This is a genomic window from Micromonospora vulcania, assembly GCF_042658605.1.
Classification (GTDB): domain Bacteria; phylum Actinomycetota; class Actinomycetes; order Mycobacteriales; family Micromonosporaceae; genus Micromonospora; species Micromonospora vulcania.
This window is the reverse complement of record NZ_JBHSQS010000001.1, coordinates 20,256-35,390: the sequence shown is the minus strand read 5'-3', so window position 1 is coordinate 35,390 and position 15,135 is coordinate 20,256. Positions and strand designations below refer to the sequence as shown.

Annotated in this window: 19 protein-coding genes; 5 read left to right on the top strand and 14 right to left on the bottom strand. The window is 72.4% G+C overall.

Features of this window, described 5'->3' with window-relative positions; all coding sequences use genetic code 11:
- Window positions 1-792 carry an EI24 domain-containing protein gene (locus ACFQGL_RS00190; RefSeq protein WP_377503746.1) on the bottom strand — a complete coding sequence of 264 codons (792 nt, stop codon included), beginning with the start codon at window positions 790-792 and terminating at the stop codon, window positions 1-3.
- Between the two features lie 90 nt (window positions 793-882).
- On the opposite strand from ACFQGL_RS00190, the gene ACFQGL_RS00185 reads away from it, so the two are divergent.
- The gene (locus tag ACFQGL_RS00185) at window positions 883-1,890 is read left to right on the top strand and encodes a helix-turn-helix transcriptional regulator (protein WP_377503744.1); all 1,008 of its coding nucleotides are present in this window, start codon (window positions 883-885) and stop codon (window positions 1,888-1,890) included.
- Here ACFQGL_RS00185 and ACFQGL_RS00180 read toward each other — a convergent pair.
- On the bottom strand, window positions 1,881-2,795 hold the full coding sequence (locus ACFQGL_RS00180) for an SDR family oxidoreductase (protein ID WP_377503742.1): 915 nt from the start codon (window positions 2,793-2,795) through the stop codon (window positions 1,881-1,883). The genes ACFQGL_RS00185 and ACFQGL_RS00180 overlap by 10 nt on opposite strands.
- Window positions 2,796-2,841: 46 nt before the next feature.
- Window positions 2,842-4,275 (bottom strand): rifampin monooxygenase, encoded by a 1,434-nt coding sequence (gene rox, locus ACFQGL_RS00175; protein ID WP_377504631.1) that lies wholly within the window; start codon window positions 4,273-4,275, stop codon window positions 2,842-2,844.
- A gap of 295 nt (window positions 4,276-4,570) precedes the next feature.
- On the opposite strand from rox, the gene ACFQGL_RS00170 reads away from it, so the two are divergent.
- Entirely contained in the window at window positions 4,571-5,203 is a 633-nt protein-coding gene (locus ACFQGL_RS00170; RefSeq protein WP_377503740.1) for a CGNR zinc finger domain-containing protein, read from the top strand.
- Between the two features lie 15 nt (window positions 5,204-5,218).
- On the opposite strand, the gene ACFQGL_RS00165 is transcribed toward ACFQGL_RS00170, so the two are convergent.
- From ACFQGL_RS00165 to ACFQGL_RS00145, 5 genes are all read right to left on the bottom strand, one after another.
- Entirely contained in the window at window positions 5,219-5,956 is a 738-nt protein-coding gene (locus tag ACFQGL_RS00165) for an alanyl-tRNA editing protein (protein ID WP_377503738.1), read from the bottom strand.
- Window positions 5,957-5,967: 11 nt separating this feature from the next.
- A complete protein-coding gene (locus ACFQGL_RS00160) occupies window positions 5,968-6,855 on the bottom strand; it encodes an alpha/beta fold hydrolase (RefSeq protein WP_377503736.1) in 888 nt (295 codons plus the stop codon).
- Entirely contained in the window at window positions 6,852-7,166 is a 315-nt protein-coding gene (locus tag ACFQGL_RS00155; protein ID WP_377503735.1) for a DUF2516 family protein, read from the bottom strand. The genes ACFQGL_RS00160 and ACFQGL_RS00155 overlap by 4 nt, the downstream gene beginning before the upstream one ends.
- Window positions 7,167-7,238: 72 nt before the next feature.
- On the bottom strand, window positions 7,239-7,934 hold the full coding sequence (locus ACFQGL_RS00150) for a hypothetical protein (protein ID WP_377503733.1): 696 nt from the start codon (window positions 7,932-7,934) through the stop codon (window positions 7,239-7,241).
- Window positions 7,931-8,527 carry a helix-turn-helix domain-containing protein gene (locus ACFQGL_RS00145; RefSeq protein ID WP_377503731.1) on the bottom strand — a complete coding sequence of 199 codons (597 nt, stop codon included), beginning with the start codon at window positions 8,525-8,527 and terminating at the stop codon, window positions 7,931-7,933. Before ACFQGL_RS00145 ends, ACFQGL_RS00150 begins: the two co-directional genes overlap by 4 nt.
- 112 nt (window positions 8,528-8,639) lie before the next feature.
- On the opposite strand from ACFQGL_RS00145, the gene ACFQGL_RS00140 reads away from it, so the two are divergent.
- Window positions 8,640-9,437 (top strand): alpha/beta fold hydrolase, encoded by a 798-nt coding sequence (locus tag ACFQGL_RS00140; protein ID WP_377503729.1) that lies wholly within the window; start codon window positions 8,640-8,642, stop codon window positions 9,435-9,437.
- A gap of 65 nt (window positions 9,438-9,502) precedes the next feature.
- Here the strand turns inward: ACFQGL_RS00140 and ACFQGL_RS00135 are convergent, their stop codons facing one another.
- From ACFQGL_RS00135 to ACFQGL_RS00120, 4 genes are all read right to left on the bottom strand, one after another.
- A complete protein-coding gene (locus ACFQGL_RS00135) occupies window positions 9,503-10,462 on the bottom strand; it encodes an asparaginase (protein ID WP_377503727.1) in 960 nt (319 codons plus the stop codon).
- Window positions 10,463-10,556: 94 nt separating this feature from the next.
- Window positions 10,557-11,384 carry a beta-keto acid cleavage family enzyme gene (locus ACFQGL_RS00130; protein WP_377503725.1) on the bottom strand — a complete coding sequence of 276 codons (828 nt, stop codon included), beginning with the start codon at window positions 11,382-11,384 and terminating at the stop codon, window positions 10,557-10,559.
- 96 nt (window positions 11,385-11,480) lie between these two features.
- Window positions 11,481-12,593 carry a CAF17-like 4Fe-4S cluster assembly/insertion protein YgfZ gene (gene ygfZ, locus ACFQGL_RS00125; RefSeq protein WP_377503723.1) on the bottom strand — a complete coding sequence of 371 codons (1,113 nt, stop codon included), beginning with the start codon at window positions 12,591-12,593 and terminating at the stop codon, window positions 11,481-11,483.
- Window positions 12,590-13,018 carry a Fur family transcriptional regulator gene (locus tag ACFQGL_RS00120; protein ID WP_377503721.1) on the bottom strand — a complete coding sequence of 143 codons (429 nt, stop codon included), beginning with the start codon at window positions 13,016-13,018 and terminating at the stop codon, window positions 12,590-12,592. Before ACFQGL_RS00120 ends, ygfZ begins: the two co-directional genes overlap by 4 nt.
- Window positions 13,019-13,085: 67 nt before the next feature.
- Between ACFQGL_RS00120 and ACFQGL_RS00115 the strand changes: the two genes are divergently transcribed.
- The gene (locus tag ACFQGL_RS00115) at window positions 13,086-13,964 is read left to right on the top strand and encodes an aminotransferase class IV (RefSeq protein ID WP_377503719.1); all 879 of its coding nucleotides are present in this window, start codon (window positions 13,086-13,088) and stop codon (window positions 13,962-13,964) included.
- 6 nt (window positions 13,965-13,970) lie between these two features.
- Here ACFQGL_RS00115 and ACFQGL_RS00110 read toward each other — a convergent pair whose 3' ends face one another.
- Together ACFQGL_RS00110 and mtfM are read right to left on the bottom strand one after the other, a co-directional pair.
- Window positions 13,971-14,561, bottom strand: coding sequence for a heme-binding beta-barrel domain-containing protein (locus ACFQGL_RS00110; RefSeq protein ID WP_377503717.1), 591 nt, complete (start codon window positions 14,559-14,561; stop codon window positions 13,971-13,973).
- Between the two features lie 55 nt (window positions 14,562-14,616).
- Window positions 14,617-14,721: a small membrane protein MtfM gene (gene mtfM / locus ACFQGL_RS00105; protein WP_030327764.1), complete on the bottom strand. Its 105-nt coding sequence runs from the start codon at window positions 14,719-14,721 to the stop codon at window positions 14,617-14,619.
- Between the two features lie 23 nt (window positions 14,722-14,744).
- Between mtfM and ACFQGL_RS00100 the strand changes: the two genes are divergently transcribed.
- Complete coding sequence (locus ACFQGL_RS00100; protein WP_377503715.1) at window positions 14,745-15,107, top strand: DsrE family protein; 363 nt, start codon at window positions 14,745-14,747, stop codon at window positions 15,105-15,107.
- Window positions 15,108-15,135 lie beyond the last annotated feature (28 nt).

Sequence of the window (15,135 nt, the reverse complement as noted above, 5' to 3'; positions counted from 1 at the left end):
TCAGTGCTCAACGATCGTCTGACCGAGCGAGCGGCGGGCCAGCAGGGTCGCGCCGGCGACGGCGGCCGGCATGATCAGCACCGCGCCGAGCGGGATCAGGAAGCAGACGAAGACCGCCACGCCGAAGCCGAGCGCCATCGGTCGGTCCGCCTTCAGCACCGACCGGCGATCCGGCAGCCGCATGCCGCGTCGGTAGAAGGGTGCCCCGACCAGCTCCAGGGCGAGGAACCAGCCGCCCACCGCCGCCCCGATCACCGGCACCACCGTCTGACCGATCACCGGGATGAAACCGGCGGCGAAGAGCGGGATGCCGACCAACGCCGTGAGGGCCACCAGCCGTACCGAGTCGGCGAGGCTCCGGCGCAGCGACGACCAGAAGGGCACCTCCACCGCACCCGGCGTGCCGCCGAGCCGCTCCTCCACCCGCTCGGAGATCTTCTCGTAGAACGGGTCGCCGATGACCAGGGTCACCGCCGTGAAGGTGAGCACGCCGAGGAGCCCGCCGAGCCCCAGGAAGGCCAGTCCGGCGATCACCCGGACCAGGTTGCGGGTGGTGGCCGACCAGTCGTCGGCGAACGGGGTGACCAGCGCCGCGATGTCGTCCACGAAGTACACCAGGGCGGCGAACGCGGCCACGAAGAGCACACCGGAGATCAGCGCCGGGATGATGCCGAGCAGCATCAACTTCGGGCTACGGACGTAGAGGCCGAGCCCACGCAGGAGCAGCCTGACCCCGAGGAAGAAGCGTCCGACGACCCCGGTCACCGGGCTGGCGATTCTGCTGACGTCCACGATCGAGCAGCCTAGCGATCACTGCCAACCGCCGCCCGGTGGCGCGTGGACGATGCGCCCTCGGGCTGCCTCGACGGGCAGGATGGGCAGGTGCGCGCGTCCCGGTTGATCTCGCTGCTGTTGCTGTTGCAGACGCGCGGCTCGATGACCGGGCGCGAGCTGGCACGGGAGCTGGAGGTCTCCGAGCGGACCGTCTACCGGGACGTGCTGGCGCTCTCCGCCGCTGGTGTGCCGGTGTACGCCGACCGGGGCCGGGCCGGCGGATATCGGCTGCTCGGCGGCTACCGGACCAGATTGACCGGGCTGACCCGGGACGAGGCGGAGGCGCTCTTCCTCGCCGGCCTACCCGGACCGGCCGGCGAGATGGGGCTCGCCGACGCGGTCGCCGCCGCCGAACTCAAGGTGCTCGCCGCGCTGCCGCCCGCCCTGCGGGACGCCCCCGCTCGCGCCGGCCAGCGGTTCCACCTGGACGTGCCGGGCTGGTTCCGCGAGACCAGCCCGCCACCGTGGCTGACCGAGCTGGCCCGGGCGGTCTGGCGGGACCGGGTGGTGGAGTTGCGCTACCGGCGCGGCGACGGGGAGGTGGCCCGTCGGGTGCAGCCGTACGGGTTGGTGCTCAAGAGCGGGATCTGGTACCTGATCGGCCGCGTCGGCGACGGCACGCGCACCTACCGGGTGGACCGGGTGACCGGGGTCGAGGTGGGCGACGAGGGCTTCGACCGGGACGAGGGCTTCGACCTGGCCGGGTACTGGCGCGAGCAGGCCGGCTCGTTCCTGCGGACCATGCTGCGGGCCGAGGTCGCCGTCCGGCTCAGCCCCGCCGGCCTGCGCCAGCTCCGGCATTTGGTGGACGCCCCCTTCGTGTACGAGGAGGTGGTCGCCGCCGCCGGGACGCCCGACGAGCAGGGCTGGGTGCTGGCCCGGCTGCCGGTCGAGTCCGTCCAGGTGGCGTACCACCAGTTGCTCGGTCTCGGCCCCGAGGTCGAGGTGCTCGATCCGCCGGAGCTGCGACGGCTGGTGGCCGGGGCGGCCGACCGGATGAGCGGGCTCTACCGCACGCCCGGACCGGCCGACCCCGACGTGCCGGATCAGCGGTAGCCGGTGTCACCCGCCGGCTTACCGGCCGAGACCACCTCGTCGTAGTAGCGCGACCAGTGTGGCCGGGTGCCGTCGATGTCGGTGAAGCCGTACACCTGGGCCAGGCCCCCGCTGTCCACCGACTGGCCGTGCCAGCGGGCCCGCTCGGGGTCGGCGGCGAGGGCCGCGACCGCGCGGCCGACGAAGGCCGGTGTCTCGGACATCACGAAGTGTGGGTCCGTCGCCGCGCCGTCGCGCCAGGTCTCCTCGGTGACGCCGAAGTGCTCCAGCATCGCCTCGGAGCGCAGCCACCCCGGGGTGAGCGCGACCGAGGTGCCACCGTGCGGGGTCAGCTCGTGCGCCCAGACGAAGGCGAGCCGGTTGACCGACGTCTTGGCCAGGTCGTAGAAGACCGAGAGCCGGTAGTTCTCGTCGTTGTACGCCTTGGTGCCGTCGCCGATCTCCACGACCAGGCCACCGGGCTTGCGGATCAACAACGGCAGCGCGAAGTGGCTGGTGATGATGTGCGTGTCGACAGCCAGCCGCAGGGTGCGGAAGCCGGCCTCCAGCGGCTGCTCCCAGACCGGCTTCTCCCAGGTGATCAACGGGTCGCTGCCCCAGATGTCGTTGACCAGCACGTCGAGGCGACCCTGTTCGGCGTCGATCCGGGCCACCAGGTCGCGGACCTGCTCCGGGACCAGGTGGTCGACCCGGACCGGGATGCCAAGGCCCCCGGCGGCGGTGACCAGCTCGGCGGTCTCCTCGATGGTCTCCGGCCGACCCATCTCCGAACGGCCGGCGCGGCTGCTGCGGCCGGTGGCGTACACGGTGGCCCCGGCAGCACCGAGCTGGACCGCTATCTGCCGCCCGGCGCCCCGGGTAGCGCCGGCGACGAGCGCGATCTTTCCTGTCAGCGGTTGCGTCATGCTGCCGAGATTGTCAGCAATACCTGACAGCCGACGTCCGAATTCGTCAACCGACCGGACCGGCGGGATTGCCGAACCAGCGGGAGAGGTGGCCGTCCAGGTCCTGCTGGTCGTCGCCGATCCAGGCGACGTGGCCGTCGGGGCGTACCAGGACGCAGGGAGCGTCCAGTGCCACAGTGGGATCCGCGAGGTGGTCCACCCGGTCCGACCAGCCCCCGACCGTCAGGCGTTCGGTGCGGTCCAGCAGCAGGCCGCGGCCGCGGTGCAGCAGGCCGTAGAGGTTGCCCTGCTGCACGTCGAGGTCCGGCAGGCGGCGGCCGAGCAGGTCGGGGCCCGCGCCGAAGTCGTAGCGGATGCCGATCGCGGTGATCTTCTCGATCAGGTGACGGTTCACCTCGTCGAAGTCCATCAGTTCGGTGAGCAGCCTCCGCACGGCCCGCGGGCCCGGATCGGTGGACAGGAGTTCGGTCTGGGCGCGGGTGTTGTCCAGCACGTCCTCGGCGACCGGATGACGTTCGGCCTGGTAGCTGTCCAGCAGGGTCTCCGGCGCCCAGCCGCGGATCTGTGCGGCCAGCTTCCAGCCGAGGTTGAACGCGTCCTGAACGCCCAGGTTGAGGCCCTGTCCGCCGATGGGTGGATGGATGTGTGCCGCGTCACCGGCCAACAGCACCCGCCCGACCCGATAACGCTCGGCCAGCCGTGTGGCGTCCCCGAAGCGGGACAACCAGCGCGGGGAGTGCACGCCGAAATCGGTTCCGACGATGGCCCGCAACTGTCGTTTGAAATCCTCGAGGGTGGGCGGTTCCGCGCGGTCGCTGACTCCCGCGGCGGGAACCACGACGCTGTAGGCCCCCGCGCCGAAGGGCCGGAGCCAGAATCGCTGCTGGGTCTCGCGGATGCCGGCCACTTTGGCGGCGATCTCCTCCGGCGGCACCGCCACGCTCATCTCGCCCATCAGCGTCTCGTTCCGCGAGGGCTCGCCGGGGAAGCCGACGCCGAGCAGTTTGCGCACCGTACTGCGCCCGCCGTCACAGCCGACGAGATAGCGCGCACGCACCCGCTCCCCGTCGGCCAGCTCGACGGTCACGCCGTCGTCGTCCTGCTCGAAGCCGGTCACCGCACAACCGTGCCGGACCTGCGTACCCAGTTCGATCGCATGTTCTTCGAGCAGTTGGACGATGACCGGCTGCGGGATGCCCAGCAGGTAGGCGTACGCGGAATCCAGACCCTTGGGGGTGGGTTTGTTGATGGCGGCGAAGAAACCGGCGGCCGGACGCTGTCTTCCGCGTTCGAGAATGCGCGCCAGCAGCCCGCGCATCGCCAGCAGTTCGAGGCTGCGGATGTGCAGACCGACTATGCGGACGTACGACGCGGGCTCGGTCTCCTTCTCCAGGACGAGTACCCGTACGTCGTGCAGCCGAAGTTCGGCGGCCAGCATCGCACCGGTCGGCCCGCAGCCGGCAATGATCACGTCGAAGATGAGGGGCGCGCGGTCGGTCGTGTCGGGCGACGACGGCTCGGCGGTGAACTGCGGAGAGTGCATGGGAGTTGCCTTTCGGGAGTGCCCTGTGGCGTGGCGCTCCCGGCGACACCTACGTCAGCCGCCCGACCGCGACCGGAAGGGGGAGCACCCACATCGATACAGCGTTCATGGGTCTCACCTCCTCGGGCCGTGTCACGGTCAACTGCAAGTTACAAGCCGAGCAGCATCCCGTCCAACCCTTTACCGGCCTGATGATCACGCGCCGATCCCGGTAACCGTTTATGGTGGTTACGTGACTGACGGCGCAAACGGACTCGCCCTGGTGTCGCTGAGAGGGACCCGTTTCACCTTCGATCCCGGCACCCTCTGCCTGGAGTTCCTGACCACCGGCGGGCCCGGCATCGGTGCCCGCTACGAGGTGCTGCACACGCCGGAGGATCTGGCCGACTGGCTGGCGCTGTCCCGGCTGCACCTGGACCCGAGGCAGGTCCAGGTGCAGCCGACGGAGCTGGCCGACGGCCGGCGACTACGGGACGCGCTGTGGCGGCTGGTCTGCGTCCGTACCGGCAGTCGGCCACCGGCGAGCACCCCCACCGACTTCGACGCGACGCCCGACGACCTCGACATCCTCAACGAGGCGGCGTCCGGCGCACCCCTGGCCCCCCGACTCGATCCGGACGGGACACGACGCTGGGTGCTCCCCGCCGACGGGCGGCAGGCCCTGGCCAGCATCGCCCGGGACGCGGTCGAGCTGTTCAGCGGGCCGTACGCGGACCGGATCCGGGAGTGCGGCGCGGACAACTGCTACCTGGTCTTCGTGGACACCTCACGCCCGGGGCGACGCCGCTGGTGCGCCATGGAACGCTGCGGCAACCGGCACAAGATCCGGTCGCTGCGGGCCCGCCGAACCGAGCCCACCGACTGACCGACGGGTACGGGCTCAGTCCACCAGGCGGACGCGGACCCGACGGTTGGCCCGGCCCTTGCTCTCCACCTTGACCACCTGCACCTTGCCGATCTGCGCGGTGGAGGCGACGTGGGTGCCGCCGTCGGCCTGCACGTCCAACCCGACGATGTCGACGATCCGGACCTCCTGCTCGTTCGGAGGGATGAGGTTGGACTGGGTACGGATGATGTCCGGAAGGGCCAGCGCCTCGGCCCGTGGCAGCACCCGCACCGCCACCGAACGGTCCGCGGCCACCTCGGCGTTGACCAGCTCCTCGATCCGGCTCTTGAAGTCGGCCGGCACCTCGGGCAGGTTGAAATCCATCCGCGCCTCGCCCGGTTCCATCGAGTTCCCGGTCACCAGCGCCCCGAAGTCGCGGAACACCACCCCGCAGAGCACGTGCAGCCCGGAGTGCGTACGCATCAACCGGGTACGACGCTCGTCCGCCAGCGCACCGGCCACCTCGGTGCCGGCCGGCGGCAGTGGGTCACCCTCGGCCGGGATCAGGAACAGGTCGTCGCCCTTGCGGGTGCCGACGATCCGGGTCTGCACGCCCTGCCAGAGCAGCACCCCGTGGTCCGGTGGCTGCCCGCCCCCGCCCGGATAGAACGCCGAGCGGTCGAGCACGATGCCCTGCTCCGGGTCGGCGTGCAGAACCGTGCAGGTCCACTCGCGCAGGGTCGGGTCGGCGAGATCCAGCCGGTGCGTCCGGCCGTGCTGTGTGACGCCCATGACAGGGGACGTTACTCGTTGAGGAAGCCGGACACGCGCTCGCGCAGATCGGCGCGTTCCGTCCAGAGCACGCCGGGCCGGTCGTACACGTGCAGGGTGGCCTGGGGCAGCGCGGCGGCGAGCCGCTCGGCGACCTCGACCGGGTGCAGATCGTCGCCCGCACAGCCGATCACCAGGACCGGCGCGGTGACCGCCGCCAGGTCGGCGACGTCATTCAGCGGCGTCTGCTCGGACAGGGTGGCCAGGCCGGCGGCCAGACCGTCGCGGAGCAACTGGTCGAGCCGCTGCCGCAGGTAAGCCCAGCCGGCCGGGGTGTTGCGCACCGCGGTCGGCAGCTCCAGCGAGACCACGTCGGCGACCGCCGACGCGTCACCGCTCTCCACGGCCTCCAGCAGGTCGGTGACACGTTCGCGGGCGACCGGGCCGCGCGGCTGATCGAGCACGGCCGGCAGGAAGAAGACCAGCTTCTCGAAGCGCTCCGGGCTCTCGGCCAGCAGCCGGCACAGCGCCGCCGCGCCGAGGCTCGCCCCGAACGCCCGGCTGGCCCCACCGAGATCGGCGATGGCGCGCAGGTCACGAGCCAGATCCAGGTAGGTCCACGGCCCGTCCGGCGCGTCGGAGCGGCCGTGCCCCCGGAACTGGAAGAACACCTTGCGGCCGGTCACCCCGCTGCCGAACGGACGGGTGGTGGCGATGCCGTTGCCCAGCCCGTGCGCGAACACGGTGACCGGATCACCGGTGCCGGTGACCAGCCGCTCCAGCCGTACGCCGTGCGGGGTGGTGACCAGGTCGGTCTCCGGCTCCGGAAGCGCCGGTCGGCCGGTACGCGGCCCGCCCGGCCCGGGCCCCCAGGTGCGCGGCCCACCGTCCGGTGGAGGGGGCCAGCGGAAACCTCTCACCAGAACCCTTTGCCGTCGCTCAGGTCGCGCAGGCCGACCCGGACGTCGAGGAGGTAGATGAGACCGGCGGCGATGCCGATCAGTCCGAAGAGGCTGATCGGACCGAAGCCGAGCAGGGTCAGCACGAGGCAGACGGCCAGGATGGCGATCCAGCCGCCCTTCGGAAGGGTGCCGATGGCGGGGAAGGCGTCGGAGCGCTGCGTGATGGCGTGCACCAAGGCGACGCCCTGAACGATCAGCGCGAAGACGAGCAGGATCAGCTGGATCACATCACGGACGGCGAAGGCGAAGATCGGCGCGGCGTTGGCCATGCCGACAAGCTTATGTCGGCGACCCCGGCTACGTCCGACAAGGACGCCGCCGGGGTCGCCGACATTGACGAACTACTCGGCCGACGGCTGGGTCCGCTTGCTGGCCCGAGGCAGCTTCGCCGACGGGGTCGCGGCGGGCTTGGCGGCCTTCGGCGCCCGGGCGGCCTTCTTGACCGCGGCCGGCTTGGCCTCGGCGATCTCGGCCACCTCGGCCGGGGTCGGCACCTCGGCCGGGGCGGGCACCGCAGCCGGGGCGGTGACCTCGGCCGGGGCCGACGGCACGGCCTGGGTGGCCTCGATGTCGGCGTTGACCGTCTCGGCGGCCTCCAGCACGCCCGCGCCGACGACCCGCTCACCGCGGGCGACCAGCGCGCCGTACGCGGCGAACGCCCGCTCCTGCGCGGCCTGGGCACCGGCGACGACCACGGCGGCGTTGCGGGTCGCGGCGGCGCGCAGCCGGTCCAGGTCGGCGACCTCGCGCAGCTTGGCCAGGTCGGCCGACTCGCGCAGCTTGGCCAGGTCCAGCTCGGCCTGGGCCCGGCCGCGCAGGGTGCCGGCCGTCTCATTGGCGGTACGCAGCGTCTCGGTGGCCTTCTGGCGCAGCTCGAAGCCGGTCAGCACGGCCCGACCGCCCAGGTCGGCGACGACCCGGGTGCCGAGCAGGCCGACCGCAGCCGGCAGCTTGCGCAGCTGCTCAAGGGCGAGCTCGCCGGCACCGGCGGCGGCGTAGATCGGGGCGGGGATGCGGTTGGTCTTCGGCTCGGTCATGACGTCTCCTCTTCGGCCGCCGGGGCGGCCTTCTTCGCGGGGGTGTTGGTGCTGGTCGGGGCGGGGGCAGCACCCGCCTCGGTGACGGCGACCGACTCGAGCACGGCCTCGGTCGGCGTGCCGTCGGCGGTGGTGGGGCCGGTGGCGGCAAGGTTGGCCACATCGGACGGCTGGTCGGTGACGTCGGTCGGGGTGGTCGCCCCGGCAGCGTCGCCGGTGGTGCCCTCGGCGGCGGCCTGGGCCTCCGCCAGCCGGGCGTTCTCCCGGCGGAACGTCTCGTAGATCTGGCTGAGCGACTGCTTCTGCGCCATCGTCAGGTCGGGGTCCACCGCGATGGCCGCGAGCACACCCTGGCCCTCCTTGTCGTCCAGCAGCCCGGCGCGGAGGTACATCGCCGGGGTGGAGACCCGCAGCGCGCTGGCCAGTTGCTGCAGGACCTCGGCGCTGGGCTTGCGCAGGCCGCGCTCGATCTGGCTGAGGTACGGGTTGCTGACCCCCGCCTGCTCGGCGAGCTGCCGCAACGAGATCTTGGCGTTGCGGCGCAGATCGCGGATGAACCCGCCGACGTCGGGAAGGTCCTTGGGTGTGGCCATGACATCGACGCTAACCGGCTGCGCTAGCTCTTGCAAGCAAAACGCTAACCAGAGTTAGCAAGGTCTCAGCGTCCCATTTGCGTGCCGCTCCCGCGATCCGTACGGTCCGTCCGTGCACAAGATCGCAGTCAATGGGGCAGACATCGCGTACGACGAGGCCGGCAGCGGATCACCGGTGGTGCTGCTGCACGCCGGCATCGCGGACCGGAGGATGTGGCGGGGACAGGTGTCCGCGCTCGCCGCCCGGCACCGGGTGATCGTCCCGGACCTGCGCGGCTACGGCGACTCCGAGCTGCCCTCGACGCCGTTCGCGCACCACGACGACGTGGCCGGCCTGCTGGACGCGCTCGACCTGCCGCGGGCCGCCCTGGTCGGCTGCTCCTTCGGCGGGTTGGTCGCCATCGACACCGCGCTGGCTCACCCCGACCGGGTGAGCGCGCTCGCGCTGTTCGACACGGCAGTCTCCGGCAACGAGTGGTCCGAGGAGGCCAACGACCTCTGGGACGACCTGGTCGGCGACGTCGACCCCGATGATCTCGCCGCCGCAGCGGCCGGCGAGGTGCGCTTCTGGGTGGTCGGCCCGGGCCGGCAGCCGGCCGACGTCGACCCGGAACTGCTGGCGTTCGCCCAGGAGTTGGACCAGCGCGCGCTCGCCACCGAGCAGGCGCTCGGCGCGGTGGAGGTGGCCGAGCTGACGCCCCCGGCGATCGGCCGCCTCGGCGACCTGCGGGTGCCCGTCCTGGTCACCGCCGGTGCCGCCGACGTGCCGGACATCAGCCGGCTCGCCGACCGGATCGCCGCCGAGGTGCCGGGCGCGGTACGACTGCCCGACGTGCCGGACGCCGCGCACCTGCTTCCGCTGGAGCGCCCCGAGGTGGTCAACGCCGCTCTGCTCGACTTCCTGAGCTGACCGACAGCCCCCGGACCGGGGGCCGGACCGCCCGCCCGCCGATCACGTCGGGCGGGCGTCGTCGATCACCAGAGCGGGCGGACCGCGCCGACCGGCACGCCGCCGCCGAAGAGCGGCACCTCGGCGTACTCGGCCAGCACCGGGGCCTCGACGCCGAGCCGGTGCAGCGCGGAGACCAGCACCGGCATCCGGGCACGGTCCGCGCCATCGTCGATCTTCAGAGCGACCGCGCCGACGCCCGGCAGCCCGACCGCGATCACCCCCTCGGCACCGACCTTGGCCAGCAGGCCGGGGATGCCCCGCATCAGCCGGGTGTCGTCGGCCCGGGTGCCGCCGACGATCTCCGGGTGCGCACGCATCGCGTCGGCCACCGTGCGCGGCTCCGAGCCGGGCTCGGCGTCGACCAAGCGGAGGTACGCCGCAGCGAGGCCGGTCAGCGACACCGCGAGCACCGGGGCGCCGCAGCCGTCCACCCCCTCCGCCGCCGCCTGCTCGCCGGTGAACTCCTCGATGGTCGCCCGCAACCGCTGCTGCAACGGGTGCTCCGGCCGCCAGTAGCCATCCAGCGGCCAGCCGGCGGCCTGGCAGGTCAACAGCATTCCGCTGTGCTTTCCGGAGCAGTTCATCTGCGTCCGGGTCGGTCCACCGCCGGCGCGTAGCACCGCCTCCCGGGCCGCCGTACCCACCGGCAGGTCCGGCGGGCAGTGCAGGGCCGAGCCGTCCAGCCCGGCCCGGTCCAGCAACGCGCCGACCCGGGCGAGGTGGAAGTCCTCCCCCGCGTGGCTGGCCGAGACGAGTGCCAGGTCGGCCGGGTCGGTCAGGGGCAGGCCGGCGCGGAGCATCCCGATCGCCTGCATCGGCTTGCTGGCCGATCGGGGAAAGACCGCCCCGGTCACGTCCCCGGCGGCGGCCAGCGGCACACCGGCGGCGTCCAGCACCACCACCGACCCGCGGTGCGCGCCCTCCACGAACCCGGATCGGACCACCTCGGCGAGCGGCGCGCCGCCCTCGTACGTCTTTCCCACGTGGTGGACGGTACCGACGGAGCACGGGGAGCCGACGGCGGGGTGACCAGGTCGTCCACCGCCCGAGTGACAGGGGCGGCGGACAGGCGCGGCCTTACAGGCCGAGCAGCTCCCGGGCCTCGGTGGTGGTCAACGGCGGACGCTGCGCGAGCTGGGCGAAGCCGACCGCGCGGGCGACCAGCTGCATGTTGGACTCGACCGGGCGGCCCTTGGCGTACGTCACGGTGTCCTCCATGCCGACCCGCAGGTGCCCGCCGGTCGACAGCGACGCCAGCAGCACCGGGAGCGTGCTGCGGCCCACGCCGGTGGCCGAGAAGGTGGTGCCCTCGGGCAGGTCGCGCAGCATCCGGTGTGCGGCCACCAGCGTCTCGGTGGTGCCCGGCATTCCGCCCGGCACACCCATCACGAAGTCGACGTGCACGTGCCCACCGGCCGGCAGCCCGTACTTGCCCAACAGTCGCTGCAACGCGGACAGGTGGCCCAGGTCGAAGATCTCGTACTCCGGCACGATCCCGCGTTCCTGCATCCGGGTGTGCAGGTCGACGATGAACTCCCAGCGGTTGAGGAAGACGTCGTCGCCGAAGTTGACCGTGCCCATGGTGCACGAGGCCATGTCCGGCCCCGCGTCGAGCACGGCGAGCCGGGACGACTCCGGGTCGGTCACCGCGCCACCGGAGGAGAGCTGCACGATCAGGTCGGTGCTCTCCCGCAGCGCGACCACCGTCTCCCGCAGCCGCTCCGGGTCGAGCGTGGGCCGTGCCGCGTCGTCGCGGATGTGGACGTGGATGACGGCGGCGCCGAGCGCCTCGCACTCCTTCGCGGTGAGCAGCAGCTCGTCGAGGGTCACCGGCAGCGCCGGCACCTCGGTCTTGGCCGACTCGGCACCGGTCGGCGCCACCGTGATCAACGTCCCTGTCGTCATGCCGGCGATCCTAGACGGCCCGCTCAGGACGGGTCGATCGCCAAACGTTAGGAGGGGTCCCCTCCTATACATCAGGCGTTAATAAGGTGCCCTTCCTTACAGGGGGTCGATTGCTGCTGCGGTTTCGTTGATGCGCAGCGACGCGTCGTCCGGAACGTTCCGCTTCAGCACGGCGAGCGCCACCTGGCCCAGCTCGTGGTGCAGCACGGCGCTGCCCACGAAGCCCACCGTGCGGCCGTCCAGCGTCACCGGCGTACCGGCGGTCGGCGGCTGGTCGGTGGTCACCCCGTCCAGGTGAAGCAGCACCAGGCGACGTGGCGGACGGCCCATGTTGTGCACCCGGGCCACCGTCTCCTGCCCCCGGTAGCAGCCCTTGTCCAGGTGCACCGCCGGGCCGATCAGGTCCACCTCGGCCGGGATCGTCCGGTGGTCGGTGTCCACCCCGAGCCGGGGCTGCCGGGCGGCCACCCGGATCGCCTCGTACGCCCAGAGCCCGGCGACCGGCACGCCCGCGCCGCGCAGCTCTGCCACCACCTGCTCCATCGCGGCCCGGGGCACCAGCAGGTCCACGCCGAGTGGACCGCGCCGCGCCCAGCCGCCGATCGGCAGCGGTCGTACGTCGTACCGCACGGTTGCCCGGGGCGGCACGGCCCCGGCGGCGAACTTCGGACCCGGCACCGCGACCAGATCCGGCGCGGCCAGCCCGGTCACGCCCAGCGTGCCGAGCGCCTCCGTCGCCGCCGGCCCGACCAGCGACAGCAGCGCCCGCTCGACGGTGGCGTCGCGCGGCTCGACCTTGCTGAAGAACCGCATCTTCTCCAGATAAGCCAACAGGCCGGCGGTCGCGCCGGGCTCGGTGTCGAGCCAGGTGGTCTCGCCGTCCTCGGCGACCAGGGCGTGCAGCTCGACGTGCCCGTGCGGGGAGAGCACCAGCAGTTCGGTGCCCTCGCCGGCGGCCAGCGTCGTCAGGTGCTGCGAGGTGATCGTGTGCAGCCAGCCGGCCCGCTCTTCACCGGGCACCGCGACGACGCCACGGTGCGACCGGTCGACCAGGCCGACCTCGGTGTCCAGGATGCGCTGCTCGCGCAGCGGGTCGCCGTAGTGTGCGGCCACTCCGCGCACCCCGGCTGCGGCGTGGGCCGGGTCCGGCTGGTCGCGGCTGGCCTCGTCGATGCTCTCGACGGCCACCGCTCCCGCGATGTCGATCATTTCTGGTCCCCGTTCTCGCAGCGTGCGCAGACTCCAAAGAGTGACACGTGCCCGATGTCCACCCGGAACCCGCGCTGCTCGGCCAACTGCTCGGCGAGCGGGCGGAGCAGCTCCGGATCGACCTCGTCGATCGCGCCGCACTCCCGGCAGACCAGGTGGATGTGCTGGTGCTCACCCGCCGCGTGGTAGGTGGGCGAGCCGTGCGAAAGGTGGGTGTGGGTTACCAGGCCGAGCCGTTCCAGCAACTCCAGAGTGCGGTAGATGGTGGTGATGTTGACGCCGGCGGCGACCTCCCGGACCGCGGTGTGCACCTGCTCCGGCGTGGCGTGGCCCAGATCCAGGACGGCCTGGAGAACGAGTTGCCGCTGGGCCGTCAGCCGCAGCCCGCGGGCCCGGAGCATTTCCGCGAGGGAGGATTCGGACATCGCCCAATCATAGTTCGGTATCTCGCCCCTCCCGCGCGGCCGCCGAGCGCCGCTACGCTCGACGGTCATGGTGATCTCGTCGACCCGCGCCACCACCGCAAGTCCGCCCGAGCGCCTCGCCGTCCTGGGACGTGGTCCGATCCCCGCCGGCGAACCGGTGCTGCGCGCCGACGACCTCGGTGTGCTGCGCGGTGACGGGCTCTTCGAGACCATGCACCTGCGCGAGGGCCGGCCCTGGCTGCGCGACCAGCACCTGGCCCGGCTGGCCTCGGCCGCCGCCGCCGTCGAGCTGGACCTGCCGCCCACCGACACGCTCGTCGAACTGCTCGACACCGTCCAAGCCGGCTGGCCGGCCGAGGTGGAGGGGGCGCTGCGGCTGGTCTGCACCCGAGGCCCGGGGACCGGCGAGACGCCCACCGTCTACGCCACGCTGAGCGCGGTGGCGGCATCGTCGCGGGCCTCCCGTCGGACCGGGATCAGCGTGGCCACCCTGCCGCTGGGTGTGCCGGCCACCAGCCGGATCGAGCTGGACTGGCTGCCGGCGGGAATCAAGTCCACCTCGTACGCGGTGAACAGCGCCGCGCACCGCTGGGCTCGGCGGGCCGGGGTGGACGACGTGCTCTGGGTGTCCTCCGACGGCTACGCGCTGGAGGGTCCCACCTCCAACGTGGTGTGGCTCACCGGCGACACGCTCTGCACGGTGCCGGCCGCCACAACCGGCATCCTGCCCGGGGTCACCGTCGCCTGGCTGCTGGAACACGCCGCCGAGGTGGGCCTCACCGCGGCCGAGCGGATGGTCACCCCGGCGGAGCTGCACGCCGCTGACGCGGTCTGGTTCAGCTCGTCCGTCCGGGGCCTGACCGAATTGCACACCCTGGACGGGGTACGCCGGGACGCCTCCTCGCGGACCCCCGAGTTGCAGAAGCTGCTGGGCTTCACACGCTGAGGGAGGTCAGCCGGCCACCCGCAGCAGCCGGGCGGAGAGGTGCGGGCTGAGCTCGTGACCCATCGCGGCCATCTCCTGGGCGTAGAGCAGCGCGCCCTCGACGATGCCGAAGAGTCGGTGCCCCCCGGTGACCTCCTTGGCGGTCGGCGTACGGACCACCGCGTCGGTGGCGAACTCGACCTGGGTGCCGGTGCGCTTGCCCAGGTGCAGCTCCATCACGCCGGTTGGGGTGGTCAGCACCGCCTCCAACTCGTCGGTGGCGCGGTCGCCGTTGAGCACCGGCCGCCACCAGCCGACCTCACGCCCGGCCGGGCGGACCGGCTTGCTCTGCTCGTCCAGGATCCAGGCGCGGGACTCGTAGTGCAGGAACGGTCGGCCGTCGTGGCTGATCCGGATCTCCTGCGCGTAGTCGAAGTCCTCGATGGTGGGGAAGCCACCCTTGCCCCGGCCGCGCCACACACCGATGTAGGGCAGCAGACCGTCCAGCGCCGGGTGCAGCTTCGGCCCGACCCGCAGGTCGTGGCTCTCCTCGAACGGGTACGGGTCGACGGGCGGCGCGTTCAGCCACGGTGGCTGCAGCGGGTTCTCGTCGCTCACCCTGCCACCCTCGCTCGCGACTGCGGGGCTCGCAGGCCCGGCTCACTCCTCGCGCTCACCAGCGTCCTCTCGATATGCGTACGGCAAGGTAGACCAGGCCACCGGCGAGCCCGCCCAGGCCAGCGACCAACAGGCTGACGAACCCGATCTCGGTAACCATCCCGGCCATCCTATGCTGGGCCCATGGCCCGCACTCTCGTCGTCAAGGCCACCGCGGGGGCGGACGCCCCGGAGCGGTGCGCACAGGCGTTCACGGTCGCCGCCACGGCGGTCGCGGCCGGGGTGGACGTGTCGCTCTGGCTGACCGGTGAGTCGACCTGGTTCGCGCTGCCCGGCCGCGCCCAGGAGTTCGAGCTGCCGCACTCCGCGCCGCTGGCTGAGCTGCTGCACGTCATCCTGACCAGTGGCAGGGTGACCGCCTGCACCCAGTGCGCGGCCCGCCGGGAGATCGGCCCGGACGACGTGCTGCCCGGCATCCGGATCGCGGGTGCCGCGGTCTTCGTCGAGGAGGCACTGGCCGAGGGCGCGCAGGCGCTCGTCTACTGACCACCGGCCCGCCCGGCGGGGTGGCAGG